The 19,969-nt window shown below is 71.8% G+C and carries 20 protein-coding genes and 1 pseudogene; 16 read left to right on the top strand and 5 right to left on the bottom strand.

Going from position 1 to position 19,969, the window contains the following annotated elements:
- Window positions 1-64 precede the first annotated feature (64 nt).
- Window positions 65-796, top strand: a complete 732-nt coding sequence (locus tag SLINC_RS02245) for a TetR/AcrR family transcriptional regulator (RefSeq protein WP_067444835.1) — start codon at window positions 65-67, stop codon at window positions 794-796.
- Window positions 797-798: 2 nt separating this feature from the next.
- Here the strand turns inward: SLINC_RS02245 and SLINC_RS02240 are convergent, their stop codons facing one another.
- Window positions 799-1,482, bottom strand: coding sequence for a response regulator (locus tag SLINC_RS02240; protein WP_067426045.1), 684 nt, complete (start codon window positions 1,480-1,482; stop codon window positions 799-801).
- A gap of 237 nt (window positions 1,483-1,719) precedes the next feature.
- Window positions 1,720-3,189 (bottom strand): MFS transporter, encoded by a 1,470-nt coding sequence (locus SLINC_RS02235; RefSeq protein WP_067426043.1) that lies wholly within the window; start codon window positions 3,187-3,189, stop codon window positions 1,720-1,722.
- Window positions 3,190-3,398: 209 nt separating this feature from the next.
- On the opposite strand from SLINC_RS02235, the gene SLINC_RS02230 reads away from it, so the two are divergent.
- From SLINC_RS02230 to SLINC_RS02205, 6 genes are all read left to right on the top strand, one after another.
- Window positions 3,399-4,070 (top strand): TetR/AcrR family transcriptional regulator, encoded by a 672-nt coding sequence (locus SLINC_RS02230; protein ID WP_067426040.1) that lies wholly within the window; start codon window positions 3,399-3,401, stop codon window positions 4,068-4,070.
- A gap of 34 nt (window positions 4,071-4,104) precedes the next feature.
- On the top strand, window positions 4,105-4,830 hold the full coding sequence (locus SLINC_RS02225; RefSeq protein ID WP_067426038.1) for a response regulator transcription factor: 726 nt from the start codon (window positions 4,105-4,107) through the stop codon (window positions 4,828-4,830).
- A 217-nt stretch (window positions 4,831-5,047) separates the two neighbouring features.
- Window positions 5,048-6,280 carry a cytochrome P450 gene (locus SLINC_RS02220; RefSeq protein WP_067426036.1) on the top strand — a complete coding sequence of 411 codons (1,233 nt, stop codon included), beginning with the start codon at window positions 5,048-5,050 and terminating at the stop codon, window positions 6,278-6,280.
- A 52-nt stretch (window positions 6,281-6,332) separates the two neighbouring features.
- Complete coding sequence (locus SLINC_RS02215) at window positions 6,333-6,527, top strand: ferredoxin (protein WP_067426034.1); 195 nt, start codon at window positions 6,333-6,335, stop codon at window positions 6,525-6,527.
- Window positions 6,524-7,711: an NAD(P)/FAD-dependent oxidoreductase gene (locus SLINC_RS02210; protein WP_067426032.1), complete on the top strand. Its 1,188-nt coding sequence runs from the start codon at window positions 6,524-6,526 to the stop codon at window positions 7,709-7,711. Before SLINC_RS02215 ends, SLINC_RS02210 begins: the two co-directional genes overlap by 4 nt.
- A gap of 123 nt (window positions 7,712-7,834) precedes the next feature.
- The gene (locus tag SLINC_RS02205) at window positions 7,835-8,356 is read left to right on the top strand and encodes a MarR family winged helix-turn-helix transcriptional regulator (RefSeq protein WP_067426030.1); all 522 of its coding nucleotides are present in this window, start codon (window positions 7,835-7,837) and stop codon (window positions 8,354-8,356) included.
- A gap of 6 nt (window positions 8,357-8,362) precedes the next feature.
- Here the strand turns inward: SLINC_RS02205 and SLINC_RS02200 are convergent.
- Window positions 8,363-9,524 (bottom strand): annotated as a pseudogene (locus SLINC_RS02200) (MFS transporter).
- Between the two features lie 81 nt (window positions 9,525-9,605).
- Between SLINC_RS02200 and SLINC_RS02195 the strand changes: the two are divergent.
- The 4 genes from SLINC_RS02195 to SLINC_RS02180 all read left to right on the top strand — a co-directional run bounded on the left by SLINC_RS02195 (window position 9,606) and on the right by SLINC_RS02180 (window position 13,712).
- Window positions 9,606-10,376 carry an AraC family transcriptional regulator gene (locus tag SLINC_RS02195; RefSeq protein WP_397794403.1) on the top strand — a complete coding sequence of 257 codons (771 nt, stop codon included), beginning with the start codon at window positions 9,606-9,608 and terminating at the stop codon, window positions 10,374-10,376.
- A 78-nt stretch (window positions 10,377-10,454) separates the two neighbouring features.
- Window positions 10,455-10,835, top strand: a complete 381-nt coding sequence (locus tag SLINC_RS02190) for a MauE/DoxX family redox-associated membrane protein (protein ID WP_067426028.1) — start codon at window positions 10,455-10,457, stop codon at window positions 10,833-10,835.
- Window positions 10,832-11,299 carry a peroxiredoxin gene (locus tag SLINC_RS02185; protein ID WP_067426026.1) on the top strand — a complete coding sequence of 156 codons (468 nt, stop codon included), beginning with the start codon at window positions 10,832-10,834 and terminating at the stop codon, window positions 11,297-11,299. The genes SLINC_RS02190 and SLINC_RS02185 overlap by 4 nt, the downstream gene beginning before the upstream one ends.
- A 64-nt stretch (window positions 11,300-11,363) precedes the next feature.
- On the top strand, window positions 11,364-13,712 hold the full coding sequence (locus tag SLINC_RS02180; protein WP_067426024.1) for a SpoIIE family protein phosphatase: 2,349 nt from the start codon (window positions 11,364-11,366) through the stop codon (window positions 13,710-13,712).
- A 15-nt stretch (window positions 13,713-13,727) separates the two neighbouring features.
- On the opposite strand, the gene SLINC_RS02175 is transcribed toward SLINC_RS02180, so the two are convergent.
- On the bottom strand, window positions 13,728-14,165 hold the full coding sequence (locus tag SLINC_RS02175; RefSeq protein WP_067426022.1) for a cupin domain-containing protein: 438 nt from the start codon (window positions 14,163-14,165) through the stop codon (window positions 13,728-13,730).
- A 289-nt stretch (window positions 14,166-14,454) separates the two neighbouring features.
- The gene (locus SLINC_RS02170) at window positions 14,455-16,038 is read right to left on the bottom strand and encodes an acyl-CoA carboxylase subunit beta (protein ID WP_067426020.1); all 1,584 of its coding nucleotides are present in this window, start codon (window positions 16,036-16,038) and stop codon (window positions 14,455-14,457) included.
- Window positions 16,039-16,183: 145 nt separating this feature from the next.
- Here SLINC_RS02170 and SLINC_RS02165 point away from each other — a divergent pair, with 145 nt between their 5' ends.
- From SLINC_RS02165 to SLINC_RS02145, 5 genes are all read left to right on the top strand, one after another.
- Window positions 16,184-17,290, top strand: a complete 1,107-nt coding sequence (locus SLINC_RS02165) for an acyl-CoA synthetase family protein (RefSeq protein WP_067426018.1) — start codon at window positions 16,184-16,186, stop codon at window positions 17,288-17,290.
- A complete protein-coding gene (locus tag SLINC_RS02160; RefSeq protein ID WP_067426016.1) occupies window positions 17,290-18,669 on the top strand; it encodes an aldehyde dehydrogenase family protein in 1,380 nt (459 codons plus the stop codon). Before SLINC_RS02165 ends, SLINC_RS02160 begins: the two co-directional genes overlap by 1 nt.
- Window positions 18,670-18,724: 55 nt before the next feature.
- Window positions 18,725-19,189: an FAS1-like dehydratase domain-containing protein gene (locus tag SLINC_RS02155; RefSeq protein WP_067426014.1), complete on the top strand. Its 465-nt coding sequence runs from the start codon at window positions 18,725-18,727 to the stop codon at window positions 19,187-19,189.
- 5 nt (window positions 19,190-19,194) lie between these two features.
- The gene (locus SLINC_RS02150) at window positions 19,195-19,626 is read left to right on the top strand and encodes a MaoC/PaaZ C-terminal domain-containing protein (RefSeq protein WP_211292748.1); all 432 of its coding nucleotides are present in this window, start codon (window positions 19,195-19,197) and stop codon (window positions 19,624-19,626) included.
- A gap of 65 nt (window positions 19,627-19,691) precedes the next feature.
- Complete coding sequence (locus tag SLINC_RS02145) at window positions 19,692-19,955, top strand: acyl carrier protein (RefSeq protein WP_067426010.1); 264 nt, start codon at window positions 19,692-19,694, stop codon at window positions 19,953-19,955.
- The last annotated feature ends 14 nt before the right edge of the window (window positions 19,956-19,969 follow it).

Below are 19,969 nucleotides of genomic sequence, written 5' to 3'. Positions count from 1 at the left end.
CACGGATTCGTAGCGACGTTACCCTCGATTCGTATCGACGCTACGAATGCCGTACGGTGAGGGCATGGATGCGAGGGAGAAGATCCTGGAAGCGACCACCGCGCTGCTGGCCGAGGCGCCGGTGGCCGATGTGTCCACACGGGCCGTGTGCGAGGCGGCCGGCGTCGGGGCGCCGATGCTCTACCGGATCTTCGGCGACAAGGCGGGGCTGCTGGCTGCCGTCGTGGACCGGGGATTCGAGCGGTACCTCGCCTCCAAGCGGGCGGCCCGTCCCGGCAAGGACCCGGTGGCGGACCTGAAGAAGGGCTGGGACAACCACACGCGGTTCGCGCTGGAGCACCCCAACCACTACCGCCTGATGTACTCACCCGGTCTGACCGTCCCACCCGCCGCCGCGCAGGAGGCGCACGCCCTGCTGCACGCGATCCTGGAACGCTGCGCCGCCGCCGGCCGGCTGACCATGCCGCCCGTCCTCGCCACCCAGGTGATCATGTCGGCCAACGTCGGGGCGGCGCTGTCCCTGCTCACCCGGCCCGAGCAGTATCCCGACCCGCGGTTCTCCGCACGGCTGCGCGACGCGGTGATCGACTCGCTGACCCGCCCCACCGACCCGGCCGACGCCACCGGCGCCCCCGCCTCCGACGGGCAGGCCCCGGTCCCCGTCGCCGCCGCCACGCTCGCCGCCCGCCTGCGCGCGGACGTGCCCCCGGCGTTCACCCCGGCGGAGTCGGCCCTGCTCCAGCAGTGGCTGGAGAAGCTGTCCGCCGGTCGGGGCGGGTCGGGCCCGACGCCGTAGGACTACGCCGTACCGGGCGGCAGGGCCTGCGCCAGTCCCGTCTGGTAGGCCATCACGACCAGCTGGGCCCGGTCGCGGGCGCCCAGTTTGGTCATCGCGCGGTGCACATGGGTGCGCACGGTCAGCGGGCTGACGAACAGCTTCTCGGCGATCTCGTCGTTGGAATGGCCCTCGGCCACCCAGGTCATCACCTCGCGCTCCCGGGTGGTCAGGGCGGCGAGGTCCTCCGACGCGGCCAGGCGGGTTCCGAGACCGGGGGCGGCCAGGAAACGCGTGATCAGGGTGCGGGTGGCGCCGGGGGAGAGCAGCGAGTCGCCGGCGGCCACCGTGCGGATCCCCGCCAGGAGCGCGTCGGCGGTGACGTCCTTGCCGAGGAAGCCGCTCGCGCCGGACCGCAGGGCCTGAGCGACGTACTCGTCGATCTCGAACGTGGTCAGGATCAGCACGCGGGTGCTCGACAGGTCCGGGTCCGAGCAGATCACCGACGTGGCGGTCAGACCGTCCGTCCCCGGCATCCGGATGTCCATGAGGACGAGATCGGGACGGTGCAGCCGCGCCAGGTCGACGGCCTCCGCGCCGTCGGTGGCCTCGGCGACCACCTCCATGTCGTCGCAGGAGTCGAGCAGGATCCGGAAGGTGGCCCGCAGCAGGGCCTGGTCGTCGGCGAGCAGCACGCGGATGGGCATGGCGTCCGTTCCTGGGGGTCACGGGGCGGGCGGGGTACGACGGGAGCCGGATGGTGACCTCGGAGCCGCCCGCCGGGCGGTGACCGGCCCACCGTCCCAGTCTTCCCGGTCCGGAACGTGCTGTCGTCCTGCGTGTGCCGGTGATCGGGACTACTGAGAACGCAGTACGCCCGGGGAGGGTGTCTCCTCCCCGGGTACGACGGCCGCCTTTCGGAGGCCGTCGTCGACGACCGGTACCTACTTCGCGACGGCCGGTTCCCCGGACGCGGGAGCCTCGGCGGCCTCGACGGAGGTCCGCTGCCGGGGGATGAAGGAGGCGATGGCGCAGGCGAGCAGCGCGGCCCCGGCGCCGATGGCCATGACGGTCCTGAAACCGTTCTCGGAGGGCAGGGCGTAGCCACCCAGGCTGATGGTCATCTGCGACAGGACGACCCCGGCGAGGGCGCTGGCCATCGACGTGCCGATGGACCGCATCAGGGTGTTGAGGCTGTTGGCCGCCGCCGTCTCGTTCGCCGGCACGGCGGCCATGATCAGGGCGGGCATCGAACCGTAGGTGAAGCCGATGCCGGCGCCGATCACGCAGGAGATCAGCGTCAGCTGCCACACCTGCGACATCAGTACGAGGCCGAGGCCGTAGCCGCAGGCCACGATCACCGCACCGATCATCAGGGTCACCTTGGGGCCCTTGGCCCTGGACACGGCCGCGGAGAGCGGGGCGGTGGCCATCATCACCAGACCGGAGGGTGCCATCACCAGGCCGGCCGTCAGCATGGACCTGCCCAGGCCGTAGCCGGTCTGCTCGGGCAGCTGGAGCAGCTGCGGCAGGACCAGGGACATCGCGAACATGGAGAAGCCCATCGCCACCGAGGCCAGGTTGGTGACCAGGACCTGACGTCGGGCCGTGGTGCGCAGGTCCACCAGCGGCTGCGCGGTGCGCAGTTCGAAGACGCCCCAGGCCAGCAGGACGACCACGGCGGCGGCGAACAGGCCGAGCGTGGTGCCGCTGCTCCAGCCCCAGTCGGCGCCCTTGGAGACGGCCAGCAGCAGACAGACCAGCCCGACCGCCATGCCGAGGGCGCCCACCCCGTCGAACCGGCCCCCGGTGCGCACCCGGGACTCCGGTACGAAGGCCACGACGAGCGCGAAGGCGATCACCCCCATGGCGGCGGAGGCCCAGAACAGCACGTGCCAGTCGAAGTGATCGGCGATCAACGCGGCCGTGGGCAGCCCGAGCGCGCCGCCGACCCCCAGGGAGGCACTCATCAGCGCGGTCGAACCGGCCAGCCGCTCGGCGGGCAGCTCGTCGCGCATGATGCTGATGCCCAGCGGGATCACACCCGAGGCGAGCCCCTGGAGCAGCCGGCCGACGATCATCGGGACCAGGGTGTCGCTGAGCGCGCACACCACCGAGCCGGCCACCAGCATCACGACACTGATCAACAGCATGCGGCGCTTGCCGAACATGTCGCCGAGACGTCCCACCACCGGGGTGGCCACCGCCGCCGCCAGCAGGGTCGCGGTGACCGCCCAGGCGGTGTCGGAGGCCGGGGCGGCGAGCAGACGCGGCAGCTCCGGCACGATCGGGATGACCAGGGTCTGCATCAGCGCCACGACGATTCCGGCGAAGGCCAGCACCGCTACCACGGCGTTCGGCCTCGGCGGCGCGGCACCGCCGCTGTCGGCGGGTGCGGCAGGGGCGTCGGACATGCGGAGCCTCCAGGGCGTGGCGCGTGGGGAATGCGGGCGCGAGAGAGAGCGAGACGTGCAAGAATTAAAGCAGTCGACTGACTTAGCTTAGTGGCCCCGCCTGCCTGCGTAGGCTTCGGTCACCGGAACCCGCCGCCGGCCGGCGGACCCGTGGCGGCTCCAGGGGCTGGCCGGCGCGGGGTCGCCCCAGCCCCGAAGCGGTGGTGGTCATGGCCGGCAGGACGGCACGTGCGGAACAGGTCGGCGCGACACGGGAGCTGATCCTGACCGCGGCGGAGCGGCTGTTCGCCGAGCGCGGCGTGTACACGGTCTCCAACCGCCAGGTCAGCGAGGCCGCCGGACAGGGCAACAACGCGGCGGTCGGCTACCACTTCGGCACCAAGACCGACCTGGTCCGCGCGATCATCCGCAAGCGCGCGGCACGCATCGAGGAGATCCGCGCGCGGCTCCTCGCCGCCACCGGCGACTCCACCGACGTACGCGACTGGGTGGACTGCCTGGTGCGCCCGGTTCCCGAACATCTCGGGGCGCTGGGCAGCCCCACCTGGTACGCGCGGTTCTGCGCGCAGGTGATGACCGATCCGGCGCTGCGGCAGGTCATGGCCGAGGAGGCGCTCTCCTCCCCGTCCCTGCGGCAGATCGTCGACGGTCTGCGGCGGTCTCTGCCCGAACTCCCCGACGAGGTGCGCGTCGAGCGCGGCGACATGGCACGTCATCTGATCGTGCACGTGTGCGCCGAGCGGGAACGCGCGCTCGCCGAGAACACCCCCACCCCCCGCTCCAACTGGGCCGACACGGCCACCGGACTGGTGGACGCCGTCATCGGCATGTGGCTGGCGCCGGTCACCCCGACGCCCCTGACCGCACCCCCGGGAAATTAGTTGAGTTAGGCAAGCGGACGGTAGGGTGGAGCGCATGTACGGCAGTGGCGCCCGAACGAAACCGGCACTCGCCCGGGGGGCCGGTCAACGCCTCCTGCTCCTCGTCGGGGAGCCGGGCATCGCCGAACTCCTCTCCACCACCCTGGAGTTGGCGGGATACCGCACCACGCTGGTCGGCGCCGGAAGTGAGGCCCTTGAGCGCCTCGCGGAACAGCGGTTCGACCTGGTGGTCGTCGACGCGGCGCTGCCGGACATGGTGAGCCTGGGCAGGGAACGGCCCGTCGTGGCCCATCGCCCCCCGGTGCTCGTTCTCACCGAGTACGACTCCCTGGACGAACTCGTGCCCGAACTGGGCCTGGGGGAGCGGGACTACGTCACCAAGCCCTTCCGGGTGGCCGAGGTGCTGGCCCGGGTGCAGGTCCTGCTGCGGGGCGCGCACCCCGGACGTCCGCGCGACGGCGCACTCGGCTACCGCGACCTGGTCCTGGACGACACCCGGTGCGAGGCCCGCCGCGGCACCCGGGTCCTGGACCTGACACCCGCCGAGTACCGGCTGCTGCGCCACCTCCTCGTCAACGCGCACCGGGTGCTCTCCAAGGAGCAGATCGGCCGCTACGTCTGGGGCGACCACCGCGGCGACAACGCCATCGAGCAGCTCGTCTCCCGGCTGCGGCGCAAGGTGGACCATGACGCGCCCGGTCTGATTCACACTCGCCGAGGATTCGGCTACTGGCTCGGGCTCGCCGAAGCCGAGCGCTGACCTGCCGCGCCGCGCGGTGCCCGGTTTTCCCAACTCCCTTACGCGACAGGGCAGGTGGCTGCCCCGACGCGCCTGTGATCCGGGTCACGTCAGCCTTCTGTCAGGAAACTGACCGGAAGGCGTCAGCCCCCTCTGTTTGCATGTGCTCATCGAGGCCTCGACCACTTCACCCCGGCGCCCCGCCCGTCGAGCGGAGCCCCCACCACCGAGGAGAATCATGGCCGACACCCTGGCCGGACCCGTGCCCGAGTCACCGGACTCCCTCCCCGAGTTCCCGATGCCCCGGCAGGCCCGCTGCCCCTTCGACCCGCCGCCCGCGCTGAAGGACCTCCAGGAGAAGGCGCCGCTGACGAAGGTGCGGCTGTGGGACGGCAGCGAGCCGTGGCTCGTGACCAAATACGCCGACCAGCGCGCCCTCCTCGGCGACCCCCGGGTCAGCGCCGACACCGACAGCCCCGGCTACCCGACCAAGGCCTCGCCCGAGGGCGGCGAGGGCAAGCTCAGCTTCATCATGATGGACGACCCCGAACACGCCCGGCTGCGCCGGATGGTGACGGCGCCGTTCGCCATCAAACGGGTGGAGGCCCTGCGGCCCGCCGTACAGAAGATCGTGGACGACCTCATCGACGGAATGCTCGGCAGGCCGGGGCCGGTGGACCTCGTGGAGGAGTTCGCCCTGCCGATCCCGTCGCTGGTGATCTGCGAACTGCTCGGCGTGCCCTACGACGACCACGCCTTCTTCCAGGACAACACCAAGACCATGGTCCACCGGGACGCCACCCCCGAGCAGCGGGGGCAGGCGAGCCGGGAGGTCGCCGGGTACCTGGCCACCCTCATCGGCAAGCGGCTCGCCGAGCCCAGGGACGATCTGCTGTCCGGCATCGCCGGGCGCGTCACGGCCGGCGAGATCGACCACCGGCAGGCCACGGAGATGGCGCTGCTCCTGCTGATCGCGGGCCACGAGACCACCGCGAACATGATCGCCCTCGGCACCCTCGCCCTCCTCCAGAACCCCGACCAGCTCGCCCTGCTGCGCGAGAGCGACGACCCGAAGTTCGTCGCGGGCGCGGTCGAGGAACTGCTGCGCTACCTGCACATCACCCACCTGGGACGGCGTCGCGCGGTCACCGAGGACATCGAGATCGGTGGCCGGCTCGTCAGGGCCGGCGAGGGCGTCATCATGGCCAACGAGATCGCCAACCGCGACCCCGAGGTGTTCCCCGACCCCGACCGGCTCGACCTCACCCGCGACGCCCGCCGCCACGTCGCCTTCGGCTTCGGCGTCCACCAGTGCCTCGGTCAGCCCCTGGCCCGCATGGAACTCCAGGTCGTCTACGGCACCCTCTACAAGCGCATCCCCACCCTCAAGCTCGCCTGCGCCCTGGAGGACGTCCGCTTCAAGAACGACGCGTTCATCTACGGCGTGCACGAACTGCCCGTCTCCTGGTGACGGCCTGCCGCCGCGCGAACGACCCAGAACACGTGTGAAGAAGGGAATCCCCATGAAGGTGGAGCTGGAAGCCGACAAGTGCGTCGCCTCCGGGCAGTGCGTGCTCGCCGCGATGGACGTCTTCGACCAGGACGACGACGGCATCGCGATCCTGCTGGCGGACGAACCCGCCGTCGAACTCCTCGACGACGTCAAGGAGGCCGTCGCGGTCTGCCCGGCCGCCGCCATCCGGCTGGTCGAGCAGTGAGGCGGATCGTCGTCGTCGGTGCCTCGGCCGCCGGACTCGCGGCGGCCGAGACCCTCCGCCGGGAGGGCTACGACGGCACGCTCACCCTCGTCGGCGACGAGCCGCTGGCGCCCTACGACCGTCCGCCCCTGTCGAAGCAGGTCCTGGCCGCGGAGTGGGAGCCCGAGCGGCTGGCCCTGCGCACCGCCGACGCCCTGGCCGCACTCAACCTCGACCTGCGGCTCGGCGTCGCGGCCACCGGCCTCGAACTCACCGGCCGCACGGTGGAGTTGGCCGACGGGTCCGCCCTGCCGTACGACGGGCTGATCGTGGCCACCGGAGTCCGGCCGCGTCGGCTGCCCGGCGAGGGCGCGCACGTCCTGCGCGGCATCGGGGACGCGCTCGCCCTGCGGGAGCGGCTCACTCCGGGGCGGCGGCTGGTCGTGGTGGGCGCCGGGTTCCTCGGCGCGGAGGCCGCCGCCGTCGCCTGGCGGCTCGGCTGCGAGGTCACGCTCCTCGAACCCGCCCCGGTGCCGCTGGCCCACGCCGTCGGCGCCGAGGTCGGCGAGATCCTGACGCGCGCCCACCGGGAGCGGGGTGTGAACCTGCGCTGCGGGGTCGCCGTGACCGAGGTGACCGAGGACGGGGTACGGCTCGCGGACGGTGAACTCGTCGATGCCGACGAGGTGTTGGTCGCCGTCGGCTCCCTGCCCAACACCGAGTGGCTGGCGGGCAGCGGCCTCACCGTGGGGGACGGGGTGGTGTGCGACGAGTACTGCGCGGCCGCCCAGGGCGTCTATGCCGCCGGTGACGTCGCCCGCTGGCACAACCCGCTGTTCGGCACCTCGATGCGGATCGAGCACCGCACCAACGCCGCCGAACAGGGCATGGCCGCCGCCCGCAACCTCCTCGCCCCCGACGCGGGCAGACCCTTCGCGCCGGTGCCGTACTTCTGGTCCGACCAGTACGACATGAAGGTCCAGGCATACGGCTACCTCCGAGGCCATGACGAAGTCGCCGTGGTGGAAGGGGGCATGGCGGACCGCCGGTTCGTCGCCGCGTACCGCACCGGCGACCGCCTCACCGGCGTCCTCGCCGTCGGCATGCCGCCCAAGGCGATCCGCCGGTGGCGCCAGGCCATCGCGGGGCGCGCGGCCTGGCAGGACGCCGTGCGCACGGAGGTTCCGGTGACCGAGGTTTCGTGAGCGTGCTCGGGTATCGGCCCGGCCCCGCCGGGACCGGGCCGATACCCTCCCGGTGCGGCAGGGCGCGTCAACGTGAAACGGTAAGTTACTTGAGTTACGCAACAAGATGGTAACGTGGCTCCCATGTCCACACCACCGCTCCCCGACGGGCCCGCGTCCCCGGAAGTCACCGAGATCGAGCGGGCGCTCACCCGCATCACCTACCTGAGCACCCGGGCCCGGCAGCACGACCGGCTGATGGCCCTGGCCCAGGTCCCGCTCGACCGTGCCGCCGTGGCACTGCTGCGCCAGGTCGCCGACTCCGAACCGATGCGGCCGGGCGAGCTGGCCAACCGCCTGGGCGTGGAGGCCTCCCACGTCACCCGCACCGTGCAGCAGCTGGAGAGGTCCGGCTACGTCACCCGCGTCCCCGACCCTCACGACCGCCGGGCCCAGCGCATCGAGCTCACCGGTGCCGGCGAGCAGGCCATAGCCCGCGTCCGCGACGCCGGTACCCGCGGCATGCAGATGGCCCTGGCCGACTGGTCCCCCGAGGAACTGCGGCAGCTGGCCACCCTCTTCCACCGCATGGTCGACGACTTCCTCGCCCACGCCACCGAGGAGGACACCGAACAGCAGCCCACCGCCCCGGCGTCCAAGGCCTGAGGCCCCTCACGCCGAGGCCGCGCGCGGAAGAGGGGCCGGCCCCGGCTCCCCGGGCGGGACCGGCTCGCGCAGCCCGCACAGCAGCAGCCGCCCCAGAGCGGGCAGGGCCACCAGCGGGACGAGAGCCGTCCGCAGCGACGTCGCGTCGGCCAGCGCCCCGAGCGCCGGCGCGACGAGCCCCCCGACACTCACCGCCAGCCCCAGAGTCACACCGCTCGCGGTCCCCACCCGCCGGGGCAGGAAATCCTGGCCGAGCGTCACGTGCAGCGAAGGGGACGTACAGCCCGGCGGACGTGAGCGCCACGAACAGAAGGACGGCAGGGCCGGGGACCAGCACCACCGCGGCCACGGCGAGCACGGTCAGCGTGTACGACCAGCGCACCACCGCCACCCGGCCGTACCGGTCGGCCAGCCGCCCCCCGGCCAGCGTGCCCACCGCGCCCCCGGCATAGAGCACGCACAGCGCGACCGTCCCGGCCACGTCACCGCCGCCGGTCCGCTCACGGACGTACAAAGGGACGAAGGCACTCATCCCGACGAAGACGATCGACCGGCAGACCAGGGCGCCGGACAGCCGCAGGAACGACCCCCAGTCGTCGGAGCCGACGGCCCCGGCCCTCGGGCCGGCCTCGACGCGGGCCTTCGTCGCACGCGTCGCCGCCGCGCACAGCACTGCGCCGACCACGGCGGGGACGACCAGCAGGGGAGAGGCGCCCAGGCCGCCGGTCCCGACGACGGCGGCCACGAGCAGCGGTGCGAGGGCGAAACCGACGTTGCCGCCGAGGGCGAACCAGCCCATCCCCGTGTTGCCCCCGCCCCCTCCCCGGTCCGCGGCCGCCCGGGCAGCCCGGGCCGCCTCCGGGTGGTAGGCGGCGACCCCGACCCCCGACACGGCGACCGCGGCCAGGGTGAGCGCGGGGGAGCCGCCCACCCCGCTCGCCGCGACGCCGGCTCCCGCGGCCAGCGCGCTCACCGGCAGCAGCCAGGGCATCGCCCACCGGTCGGTGAGCGCGCCGAACAGCGGCTGCACCACCGACGAGACCAAGGACGCCGCCAGGACGACCGCCGAGGCGGCGGCGTAGGTGTAGGCGCGCTCGGCGACGAAGAAGGGCACCAGGGCGGCGACCGCCCCCTGATAGACGTCCACACAGGCATGCCCCAGGGACATCAGCGTGATGGCTCGGTTCTTGGACACCCGTCGATCGTCACGGGGCGGCCCCTCGGCCCGCTTCCGATAATCTGCCGCCTTGTGCCGAACATCCGCCACAGCCGCGCCCCGGCCGCCCGCCACACCCCCGAGGCGCCGACCCGCGCCCAGCACCTGGCGGCCGGGGACCGCATCGACGCCCACCGCCACGACGACCACCAGATCGTCTACGCGGGATCCGGGGTCCTGGCCGTCACCACCGACGCCGGCACCTGGTTCGCGCCCGGCACCCGGGCCATCTGGGTCCCGGCCGGCACTGTGCACGCCCACCGCGCCCACGGGCGGCTCGATCTGCACCTGGTCGGACTGCCCGCCGACGACAACCCCCTCGGCCTGGACACCCCCACCGTCCTCGCCGTCGGCCCCCTCCTGCGCGAGCTGATCCTCGCCTACACCCGCGACCCCGACGACGACGGCCCCGAACGCCGACGCCTGCTCGGCGTCCTGCGCGACCAACTGCGCGCCTCGCCGCAACAGCCCTTGCGCCTGCCCGCTCCGAACGACCCGCGGCTGGCCGCCGTCTGCCGGATCGTCCACGCCGACCCGGCGGACACCCGCACCCTCGCCGCCCTCGGCGCGGCGACCGGTGTCGGCGAACGCACCCTGAGCCGGCTCTTCCGCCGCGAGTTCGGCATGACCTTCCCGCAGTGGCGCACCCAGTCGCGCCTCTATCACGCCCTGCGCATGCTGGCCGACGACACCCCCGTCACCACCGTCGCCCACCGCTGCGGCTGGTCCTCCGCCAGCGCGTTCATCGACGTGTTCCACCGCGCGTTCGGCTACACGCCCGGCACCCACAACCGTCGCTCCTGAGCCGGGACGACGGCCCTGCCCGACGCCGGATTCATACCCTCCAGTAATATCGCGCGGCAGGTCATCAGAGGAGGAACCGTGTCCCGGTCCGAACGCTCACCCCTATTGCTGGCAGGCCTGTTGGCCACCGCGGGGATCGCCCACTTCGCCGCCCCACGCCAGTTCGACGCGATCGTGCCGCGCGGCCTGCCGGGCACGCCCCGGACCTGGACCTACGCGAGCGGCGCCGCCGAACTGGCGCTGGCCGCGGGAGTGGCGCTGCCGCGCACCCGACGCACCGCCGCGCTGGCCACGGCCGCCTTCTTCGTCGGCGTGTTCCCCGCCAACGTGAAGATGGCCGTCGACTGGCGGAACCGGCCCGCCCCGCAGAAGGCCGCCGCCCTCGGGCGCCTGCCGCTCCAGGTGCCGCTCGTCCTGTGGGCACGTGGTGTCGCCGCGAACGCGGAGGGCCGGTCATGAGCGCCCGCATCGCGGTCGGCGACACGGTCGAGGACTTCACGCTGCCGGACGAGAGCGGCACCTCCCGCAGCCTGTCCGACCTGCTCGCCGACGGACCCGTCGTCCTGTTCTTCTACCCGGCCGCCCTGACCCCGGGCTGCACCGCCGAGGCCTGCCACTTCCGCGATCTGGCCGCCGAGTTCGCCGCCGTCGGCGCCCGGCCCGTCGGCGTCAGCGGCGACCCCGTCGAACGCCAGCAGGAGTTCTCCGGACGCCACACCCTCGGCATGCCCCTGCTGTCCGACGCCGACGGCACCATCCAGGAGCGGTTCGGAGTGAAGCGGGGCTTCTCCCTGGCACCGACCAAACGCGCCACCTTCGTCATAGCCGAGAACCGGACAGTGCTGGAAGTCGTGCGCAGCGAGTTGCGGATGAACACCCACGCGGACCGGGCACTCGAAGCGCTGCGCGCTCGCCGGAAGTGACAGCGGAGCCCCGGTTGCCGCGTTTCGCTTGATGCGGTCCGACAAAGGGACCATCCTGGATGATATGGAGCACGTCTCCGCTGCGGCGACCATGGATGCCCACGGCATCCTGACGGGGTGGAGCGAGGGCGCCCGGCAGCTGACGGGATACCCGGCTGAGGAAGTCGTGGGACGCGCGGCCCGGGAGCTGCTCGCCGCGGACCCGTCGGAGCAGGCCGTGACGGCGCTGACCGGCGCGGTCATGCTGCGGCGCCGGGACGGTTCGCCCGTCACACTCACCCTGCGGGCGTGTCCCGTGCTCGGCGCGGACGGCGCGCCGAGCGGCTATGTGATCACCGCCGACCCGGCGGGCGGCCCCGAGACCACCCTGGCCGGACGGGCCTTCCAGCAGGCCTCGGTGTCGATGTCGGTCTTCGACACCCGCCAGCGCTATCTGCGCCTGAACGACACGGCCTGCCGGGTCATGGGCGTCTCCGAGGAGGCACTGCTCGGCCGCGACTTCCCGGAGACCGTGGAGGACGCCGAGCACAGCCGGGGCTTCCACAACAAGCTCCGCCAAGTGGCCGAGACCGGGCGCCCGGTCCACTACGAGAGCTTCACGGGAGCGCCCGCCCTCAACCGGGAGCACGCCTGGAGCACCGAGATGTGGCCCGTCCGCGACGAGTCCGGCCGGGTGACCGGTGTCGCCCTCGCGGCCCTCGACAGCAGCGACCAGTACTGGGCCCGGCAACGACTGGCCCTGCTGAACACCGCGGCGGCCCGCATCGGCACCACCCTCGACGTGACCCGCACCGCCGAGGAACTGGTGGAACTCCTCGTCCCCCAGTACGCCGACTTCGTCAGCGTCGACCTGCTCGAATGGGTCCTAGGGGCGGACGAACAACCCCCGACCGTGCTCGACGGCGACATCGTGCTGCGCCGCGTCGCCCACGGCTCCGGCACCGAGGGCACCCCGGAGGCGGCCGTGCACCTGGGCGAGGCGGACGTCTACCCCGCCTACTCACCACCCGCCCAGGCCCTCCGGCAGGGAAGGGCGGTGAGCAGGCGGGCGGGCGAGCCGGACTTCATGCGCTGGGTCGCCTCCCGCAACGCCCAGGCCCCCGCCGGCCGCCGCCACCGCGCCGGCGTGCACTCCCTCCTCACGGTCCCGCTGCGGGCCCGCGGCACCACGCTGGGCGTCATGGTGGCCGTCCGCATCGCCCACCCGGACGACTACGACGCGGACGACGCCGTCCTCGCCGAGGAACTCGCCAGCCGTGCCGCCGTCTGCATCGACAACGCCCGCCGCTTCGCCCGCGAACGCACCACCGCCCTCGCCCTCCAGAACAGCCTGCTGCCCCGGGGCCTGCCCGGGCAGGCCGTGGTGGAGGTCGCCCACCGCTATCTGCCCTCTGGTTCGCTGGCCGGGATCGGCGGCGACTGGTTCGACGTGATCCCGCTCTCCGGCAGCCGGGTAGCCCTGGTCGTCGGCGACGTCGTCGGACACGGCATCCCCTCGTCGGCGACCATGGGCCGGCTGTGCACGGCCGTACGCACCCTCGCCGACGTGGACCTGCCGCCCGACGAGCTCCTCACCCACCTCGACGACCTGGTCACCCACCTCGCCTCCGACGACCGCGACGACGAGGTCGCGGAGCTGGGCGCCACCTGCCTCTACGCCGTCTACGACCCGGTCTCCCGCCGCCTCACCCTGGCCTCCGCCGGCCATCCGCCGCCCGCCCTGGTGCTGCCCGACGGCACCTCACGGCTCGTCCCCCTGTCCGCGGGACCGCCGCTCGGTGTCGGCGGCCTGCCCTTCGAGGCGACCGAGATGGAGCTGCCCGAGGGCTCCGTCGTCGCCCTCTACACGGACGGGCTCGTCGAGGACCGCGACCGCGACGTCGACCACGCCACCGAGGAACTCTGCCGCGCCCTGACGGCGCGCACCGACACCCTCGACGCCCTGTGCGACACCGTCCTCAAGGCTGTCCTGCCGGAGGAGCCCGGTGACGACGTGGCCCTGCTGCTGGCCCGCACCCGGGCGCTGGGCACCGACCGCGTGGCCACCTGGGAGGTCCCACCCGACCCCGTCCACGTGGCCGCGACCCGGCAGGCGGCCACCGAGCAGCTCACCGCGTGGGGCCTGGACGAGGCCGCCTTCGTCACCGAACTGGTCGTCAGTGAACTGGTCACCAACGCGATCCGCTACGGCGCCCCGCCCATCCGGCTGCGGCTGATCCGCGACCGCACCCTCATCTGCGAGGTCTCCGACGGCAGTTCCACCTCACCGCACCTGCGCCGCGCCCACGCCTTCGACGAGGGAGGCCGCGGCCTGCTCCTGGTCGCCCAGCTCACCCAGCGCTGGGGGAGCCGGCAGACACCCCGGGGCAAGACGATCTGGGCGGAGCAGTCACTGGAACCGCCGTCGTTCTGAGCACCCGCTCCCGGGTCACTCGAACGAGCAGCCCGGGTTGGGTGCGTCCCGCGAGAGGGGCGCGCCGTGCGGCAGCACGTAGAGCACGTCGAGGACGACGGTGGTCCCGCCCAGGTTGCGGCCGATGTGGACGTTGGCAGGCCCGGCCGGTTCCTCGACGGCACTGCCCTTGGGGTAGACGCCGTCGGAGGCGCACGTGGAGTCGAAGTGGCTGAGGGTGCCCTGCTGCACGTAGGCGTAGAGGGGACCGTCGTGGTAGTGCCAGCCGGTGGCCTGGCCGGGCGGGATGGAGACCTCCCGCAGGATGTAGTCCGTGCCGCCGACGGTGGTCTGGCTGATCACTCTGCCGGTGACACCCGGCCCCGGCGGCGTCGCCTGGGCGGTGGAGCAGACGAGGACGGTGGTGACGGCCACCGCCCCGGACGTCACGGCGGTACGGAACGCGGTACGCATGCGGGAGACCTCCTGAAGGCGCGGTATGTCGAGGACGTGCCGCAGCGAACATAGAGGCACACAAGGGCAGTTGGGCCCGGAATCCCAGATCGCACCGGGTCCACACACCCGGACCACCAGCCCGGAGAAGCTCTTCCAGGAGGAACTCGCCCAGCTCGTACGGATGCTGGGTGTCCCGCGACCGAGCAGGTGAAGAGGGTGTACCGCTGACGACCCCGCGGCCTTCGGCCGTCACGACAACTCGGGGGCGTGAGGCGGGTGGTGTGTGCGCGGGAACCGCTGCCACCGCTTACTGCGGTGGGTTGCCGTGTTTGCGGGAGGGCAGGTCGGCGTGCTTGGTGCGGAGCATCGCCAGGGTGCGGACGAGGACGGGGCGGGTGTCGGCCGGGTCGATGACCTCGTCGACGAGGCCGCGTTCGGCCGCGTAGTACGGGTGCATCAGTTCGGACCTGTACTCCTTGATGAGGCGGGCGCGCATCACCTCGGGGTCGTCGGCCTCGGCGATGCGCTTGCGGAAGATGATGTCGGCCGCGCCCTCGGCCCCCATGACGGCGATCTCGTTCGTGGGCCAGGCGTAGGTGACGTCGGCACCGATGGACTGGGAGTCCATGACGATGTAGGCACCGCCGTAGGCCTTGCGGAGCACGACGGAGACCCGGGGGACGGTGGCGTTGCAGTAGGCGTACAGCAGCTTCGCTCCGTGCCGGATGATGCCGCCGTGTTCCTGGTCGACGCCGGGCAGGAAGCCGGGGACGTCGAGCAGTGTGACGAGGGGGATGTTGAACGCGTCGCACAGCTGGACGAAACGGGCCGCCTTCTCGCTGGCCTCGATGTCCAGGGCGCCGGCCAGCCGCTGGGGCTGGTTGGCGACGATGCCCACGACGTGGCCGTCCAGGCGGGCCAGCGTGCAGATGATGTTGGTGGCCCAGTGCTCGTGGATCTCCAAGTGGTCGCCGTCGTCCACGAGTTCCTCGATGACCTGGCGCATGTCGTAGGGCCGGTTGCCGTCCGCCGGCACCAGGTCCAGCAGGAGGTCCGAGCGGCGTTCGGCCGGGTCGGTGGTGGGTAACGCCTCGGGGATCTCGCGGTTGTTGGCCGGCAGCAGGGTGAGCAGGTAGCGCACGTCCTCCAGGCAGGCGGCCTCGTCGTCGTAGGCGAAGTGGCAGACGCCGGACGTCGTCGCGTGCACATCCGCACCGCCGAGCCCGTTGTGGGACACCTTCGCCCCGGTGACGGCCCGGACCACGTCAGGGCCGGTGATGAACATCTGCGCGGTCTCCCGCACCATGAAGACGAAGTCGGTGAGTGCCGGGGAGTAGGCGGCGCCGCCCGCGCAGGGGCCGAGGATCACCGAGATCTGCGGAATCACTCCGGAGGCCAGGGTGTGGCGCCGGAAGATGCCGCCGTACCCGGCGAGCGCTGTGACGCCCTCCTGGATGCGGGCCCCCGCGCCGTCGTTGAGGCCGACCAAGGGCGCACCCGCCGAGATGGCCATGTCCATGATTTTGTGGATCTTCGAGGCGTGGGCCTCGCCCAGCGCGCCGCCGAAGATCCGGAAGTCGTGGGCGTAGACGAACACGGTCCGCCCGTACACCGTTCCCCACCCCGTGATCACACCGTCCGTGTGGGGCCTCTTCTCCTCCAGCCCGAACCCTGTGGCCCGGTGCCGGCGCAGGGGCTCCGTCTCACAGAAGGAGCCATTGTCCAGCAGGAGTTCGATCCGCTCCCGTGCCGTCAGCTTTCCCCGGGCGTGCTGCGTCCGGGTCGCCCGCTCGTCCGGGCCTCGCAATGCCCTTTCGCGCAGCGCCCGTAGCTCCGCGACCCGTCCCCGCGCATCCGTCGCGGCGGCGGGCGGCTCCTGGATCTCCGTCATCCTGGCCCCCCTTCTGCCGTCCGAGGGTAACTCAACCATCAAGGTGTGCACATCTCTTGACTGTGCATATATTGCGTGCCACCATGGCGATCGCAACGATCTCCGGTGGGAACGGCCGGTGGGACCGAGCAGTGAAAGGACGCAGATGTCGAACCACAGTCACGTGGACCGGGTGCTCGACTGCCCGATGGACGAGACTCCGGGAGCCCGGGAACTGCTCGAAGCGGCGATGCAGTGGCACTTCAGCCCGGAGACCGGATCCCCGTTCTGGCTGGAGCGGGCCAAGAAGCTCGACTTCGATCCGCGCGCGGACGTGCACACCTTCGACGACCTGAAGCTGTTTCCCAATGTCGTCAACGAACTGCGCGAGGTCCGCGCGGAGGATCTGATCCCCCGCGGCTACGGCTCCTTCGACGACCTCTACGGCGTCTACGAGAGCGGCGGCACCACGGGGGCGCCCAAGCGCGTCGTGTGCATGAACGACTGGATGGAACGCTGGCTGACGTTCAGTCAGCGCAAGCTGGACGAGCGGGGCTGTCCGCGGAACGTCAACTGGCTCGCCCTGATGCCGGACGGCCCGCACATCTTCGGAGCCGCGCTGCGCGAGGGCGCACGCCGCAGCGGCGGCATCCTCTTCACCATCGACATGGACCCCCGGTGGGTGAAGAAGTGCATCGGCGAGGGACGCGCGGAGGACGCCGGACGCTATGCCGAGCACCTCGTCAACCAGGCCCGCCACCTGCTGGAGACCCAGGACGTCGGGGTGATGATCACGACTCCGCCGCTGCTGGAGCGCCTGGCCCAGGACGAGCGGCTGGTCGAACTGATCAACAGGAAGGTCTCGCTCATCCAGTGGGGCGGGGCGCACATGGACGCCGACACCCGGCACCTGTTCCGCACCGAGGTCTTCCCCGGTGTCCAACTGCAGGGCGCCTACGGCAGCACGATGATCCTGGGCGGTTCCCTGGAGCGCGTCGACACCACCGGTGAGGACGCCTGCGTCTTCGATCCCCTCTCGCCCTACATCTCCTTCTCGGTCATCGATCCCGCGACCGGGGAGAACGTCCCGTACGGCGAGCGCGGCCAGGTCGTGATGAACCACATCAGCAAGGGGATGCTGCTGCCGAACAACCTCGAACGCGACACCGCCGTGCGGATGCGCCCGCCGGAGGGTCAGTTGGGGGACTCCGTCGCCCAGGTGGCCCCGGTCGCCAGCTTCGACGACGCGGCCGTCATCGAAGGGGTCTATTGATGGAGGGGGTGCAGGGGCTGGTGCAACTCGACGCCCTCGGGCCTGGCGGGGCGTTCCGCGCCCGCAACCGCCTGACCGTGCCCGACGTCGGCGGCACACCTGTCGCGGAACTCAGTCTGGTGCCGTCCCTGTACGTCCAGCGCAGCATGGCCGCGCTGCACAGGGCCGGCACGCTGCCCGCCGACGAGCGGGCCGCCGCCCTGGAGCGGGCCGGAAGGATCTTCGCGACCGCGACCGTCGGCGGACTGACCCCGCAGGAGTACCGGGCCCTCGTCAGCCGCTGTTCCGGACTGCCCGTCGCGGTGGTCACCGCGGCGGCCGAGATCGTGGCGGACGCCGCCGCCCAGGCCCGGGACACCACGTCCCAGGCACGCCCGCTAGGCGCCGTCGACCACTGGAACGACCCGTCGACGCGACAGGGCCGGGCGGTGTGGACCCGGCGCGGCAACGTCTTCGCCGTGCACGCCGCCGGCAACCACCCCGGCGTGCACGCACTGTGGCTGGAGGCCCTGGCCCTGGGCTACCGCGTGGCCGTACGTCCGTCCCGACGCGAGCCGTTCACCCCGCACCGCCTGGTCAGCGCCCTGCGCGAGGCGGGATTCCCCGACGACCACGTCGTACTGCTGCCCACCGACCACGCGGTGGCCGACGGCGTCATCAAGGGCGCGGACCTGGCGATGGTCTACGGCGGCGACGAGGTCATGAAGAAGTACGGCGGTCACCCGACCGTGCTCCCGCAGGGGCCGGGCCGGTCGAAGATCCTGATCACCGGCGACGACTGGCGCTCGCATCTGGACGTCATCGTCGACTCGATCGGCGACGAGGGCGGGACGGCGTGCGTCAACGCCACAGCGGTCTTCGTCGAGGGCGACCCCGCTCCGGTGGCGGAGGCCATCGCCGACAGGCTGTCGGCCATCCCCAGCCTGCCGCCGCAGGACCCGAAGGCCGTCCTGCCCGTACAGCCCGTGAAGGAGGCGCGCGCCGTCGAGCGGTGTCTGCTGCGCAGCGCCGAGGGCACCACCGCCCGGCTCGGCGGGGACGGCATCGTGGACGAACTCGGCGACGGCAGCGCCGTACTGCGCCCCGCCGTGTTCCAACTGCCCCGCGGCGACGCCCGGCAGGCCGGGATCGAACTGGGCTTCCCCTGCGTCTGGGTGGCCCCCTGGTCGAGGGCCGACGGGATCGAGCCGCTGAAGAACAGCCTCGTACTCACCGCGATCACCGAGGACGAACAGCTGATCGGGCAATTGGTCGACGAACCCACCATCAGCAACGTCCATGTGGGCGACCGTCCGACGTACTGGATGCGCCCGGGAACCCCGCACGACGGCTATCTCGCGGAGTTCCTCATGCGGACCAAGACCGTGGTCCGCGACTGAAGCGATCGGTCCATCGGCCGAACGCACCACGCCAGACACCGAATTGGGGGCGGTCATGGCACTCAACCACGACTTCGTCGGGCGCACCCACAAGCCCACGGAAATCTACGAGGTGAGCCGCGAGAAGATCCGTGACTACGCCCTGGCGACGGGCGACACCCACCCGGCCTACCTGGATCCCGAGGCGGCCAAGGAACTTGGCTATCCGGACGTGATCGCACCGCCGTCCTTCGCCGTGATGCTCTTCTTCCGCTTCGGCGGCTGGCCGCTGTACGACCCGGAGTTCGGCAAGAAGAAGGAACCTGTTTGCGTGCACCGCGCACAGCGCACCACCCATCGGCGCCCCATCCAGCCGGGCGACCGGCTCGTGCAGACCACCACGGTCGACGACATGCGGGTGCTGGGCGAACACGAGCAGTGGACCATGACCCACACGATCGACACCGTGGACGGCGAGCACGTGTGCACCGTCGTCAACACGATCCTTTCGCGCGGCACCGCCGCACCCGGGGAGGGATGACGACGATGGCCGCGCGAGTGCGCTACGACGAGGTCGGCGTCGGCACCGAGATACCGAGCCGCGAGTTCACGGTCAAACGGGTGGATCTGCTGCGCTTCTGCGGCGCCTGCTCGGACTACACGATGACGCACTGGAACGAGCGCGTCGCCAAGGCCGTCGGCCTGCCCGACGTCATCGCCCACGGCACCTTCACCATCGCCGAGGCGGTGCGTGTCGTCACCGACTGGGTCGGCGACCCCGGGGCGCTGGTGGAGTACTCGGTACGCCGCTTCTCCCACCCCGTCGTCGTCCCCGACGACGACGAGGGAGCGCGCCTCGATGTCCGCGGCCGGATCGAGAAGAAGCTGGACGACAACCAGGTCGTGGTCCGCCTGTCCGCCTCGTCCGGCGGGCGCGAGGTGATGTCGGGAGCACGGGCGGTCGTCCGGCTGGCCTGACGCCGGGCCCACGAGCCACCAAGAGTCACGAAGAACCAGTCACCAAGAGGAAGAAGGAAGCGGCCATGACGAGTCCGAGCATCGACACCGACCTCGAGAGCAAGGTCAAGGACATCGTGACCGACATCCTCGAGATAGAACCCGAGGACATGACCCTCACGAGCCGTTTCAAGGAGGACCACGACGCGGACTCGCTGCTCGCGATAGAGATCCTCGCGTCGCTGGAGAAGACCTTCAAGATCACCATCGCCCAGGAGCAACTCGTCAACATGGTGAACCTGCAAGGCGTGTGCGAGGTGGTGGCGGAAGCCGCCGCCCGCCGGCAGTAGGCCGCGATGACGCT

Source organism: Streptomyces lincolnensis (assembly GCF_001685355.1).
GTDB lineage: Bacteria > Actinomycetota > Actinomycetes > Streptomycetales > Streptomycetaceae > Streptomyces > Streptomyces lincolnensis.
This window is presented reverse-complemented; position numbering and strand designations above follow the sequence as displayed.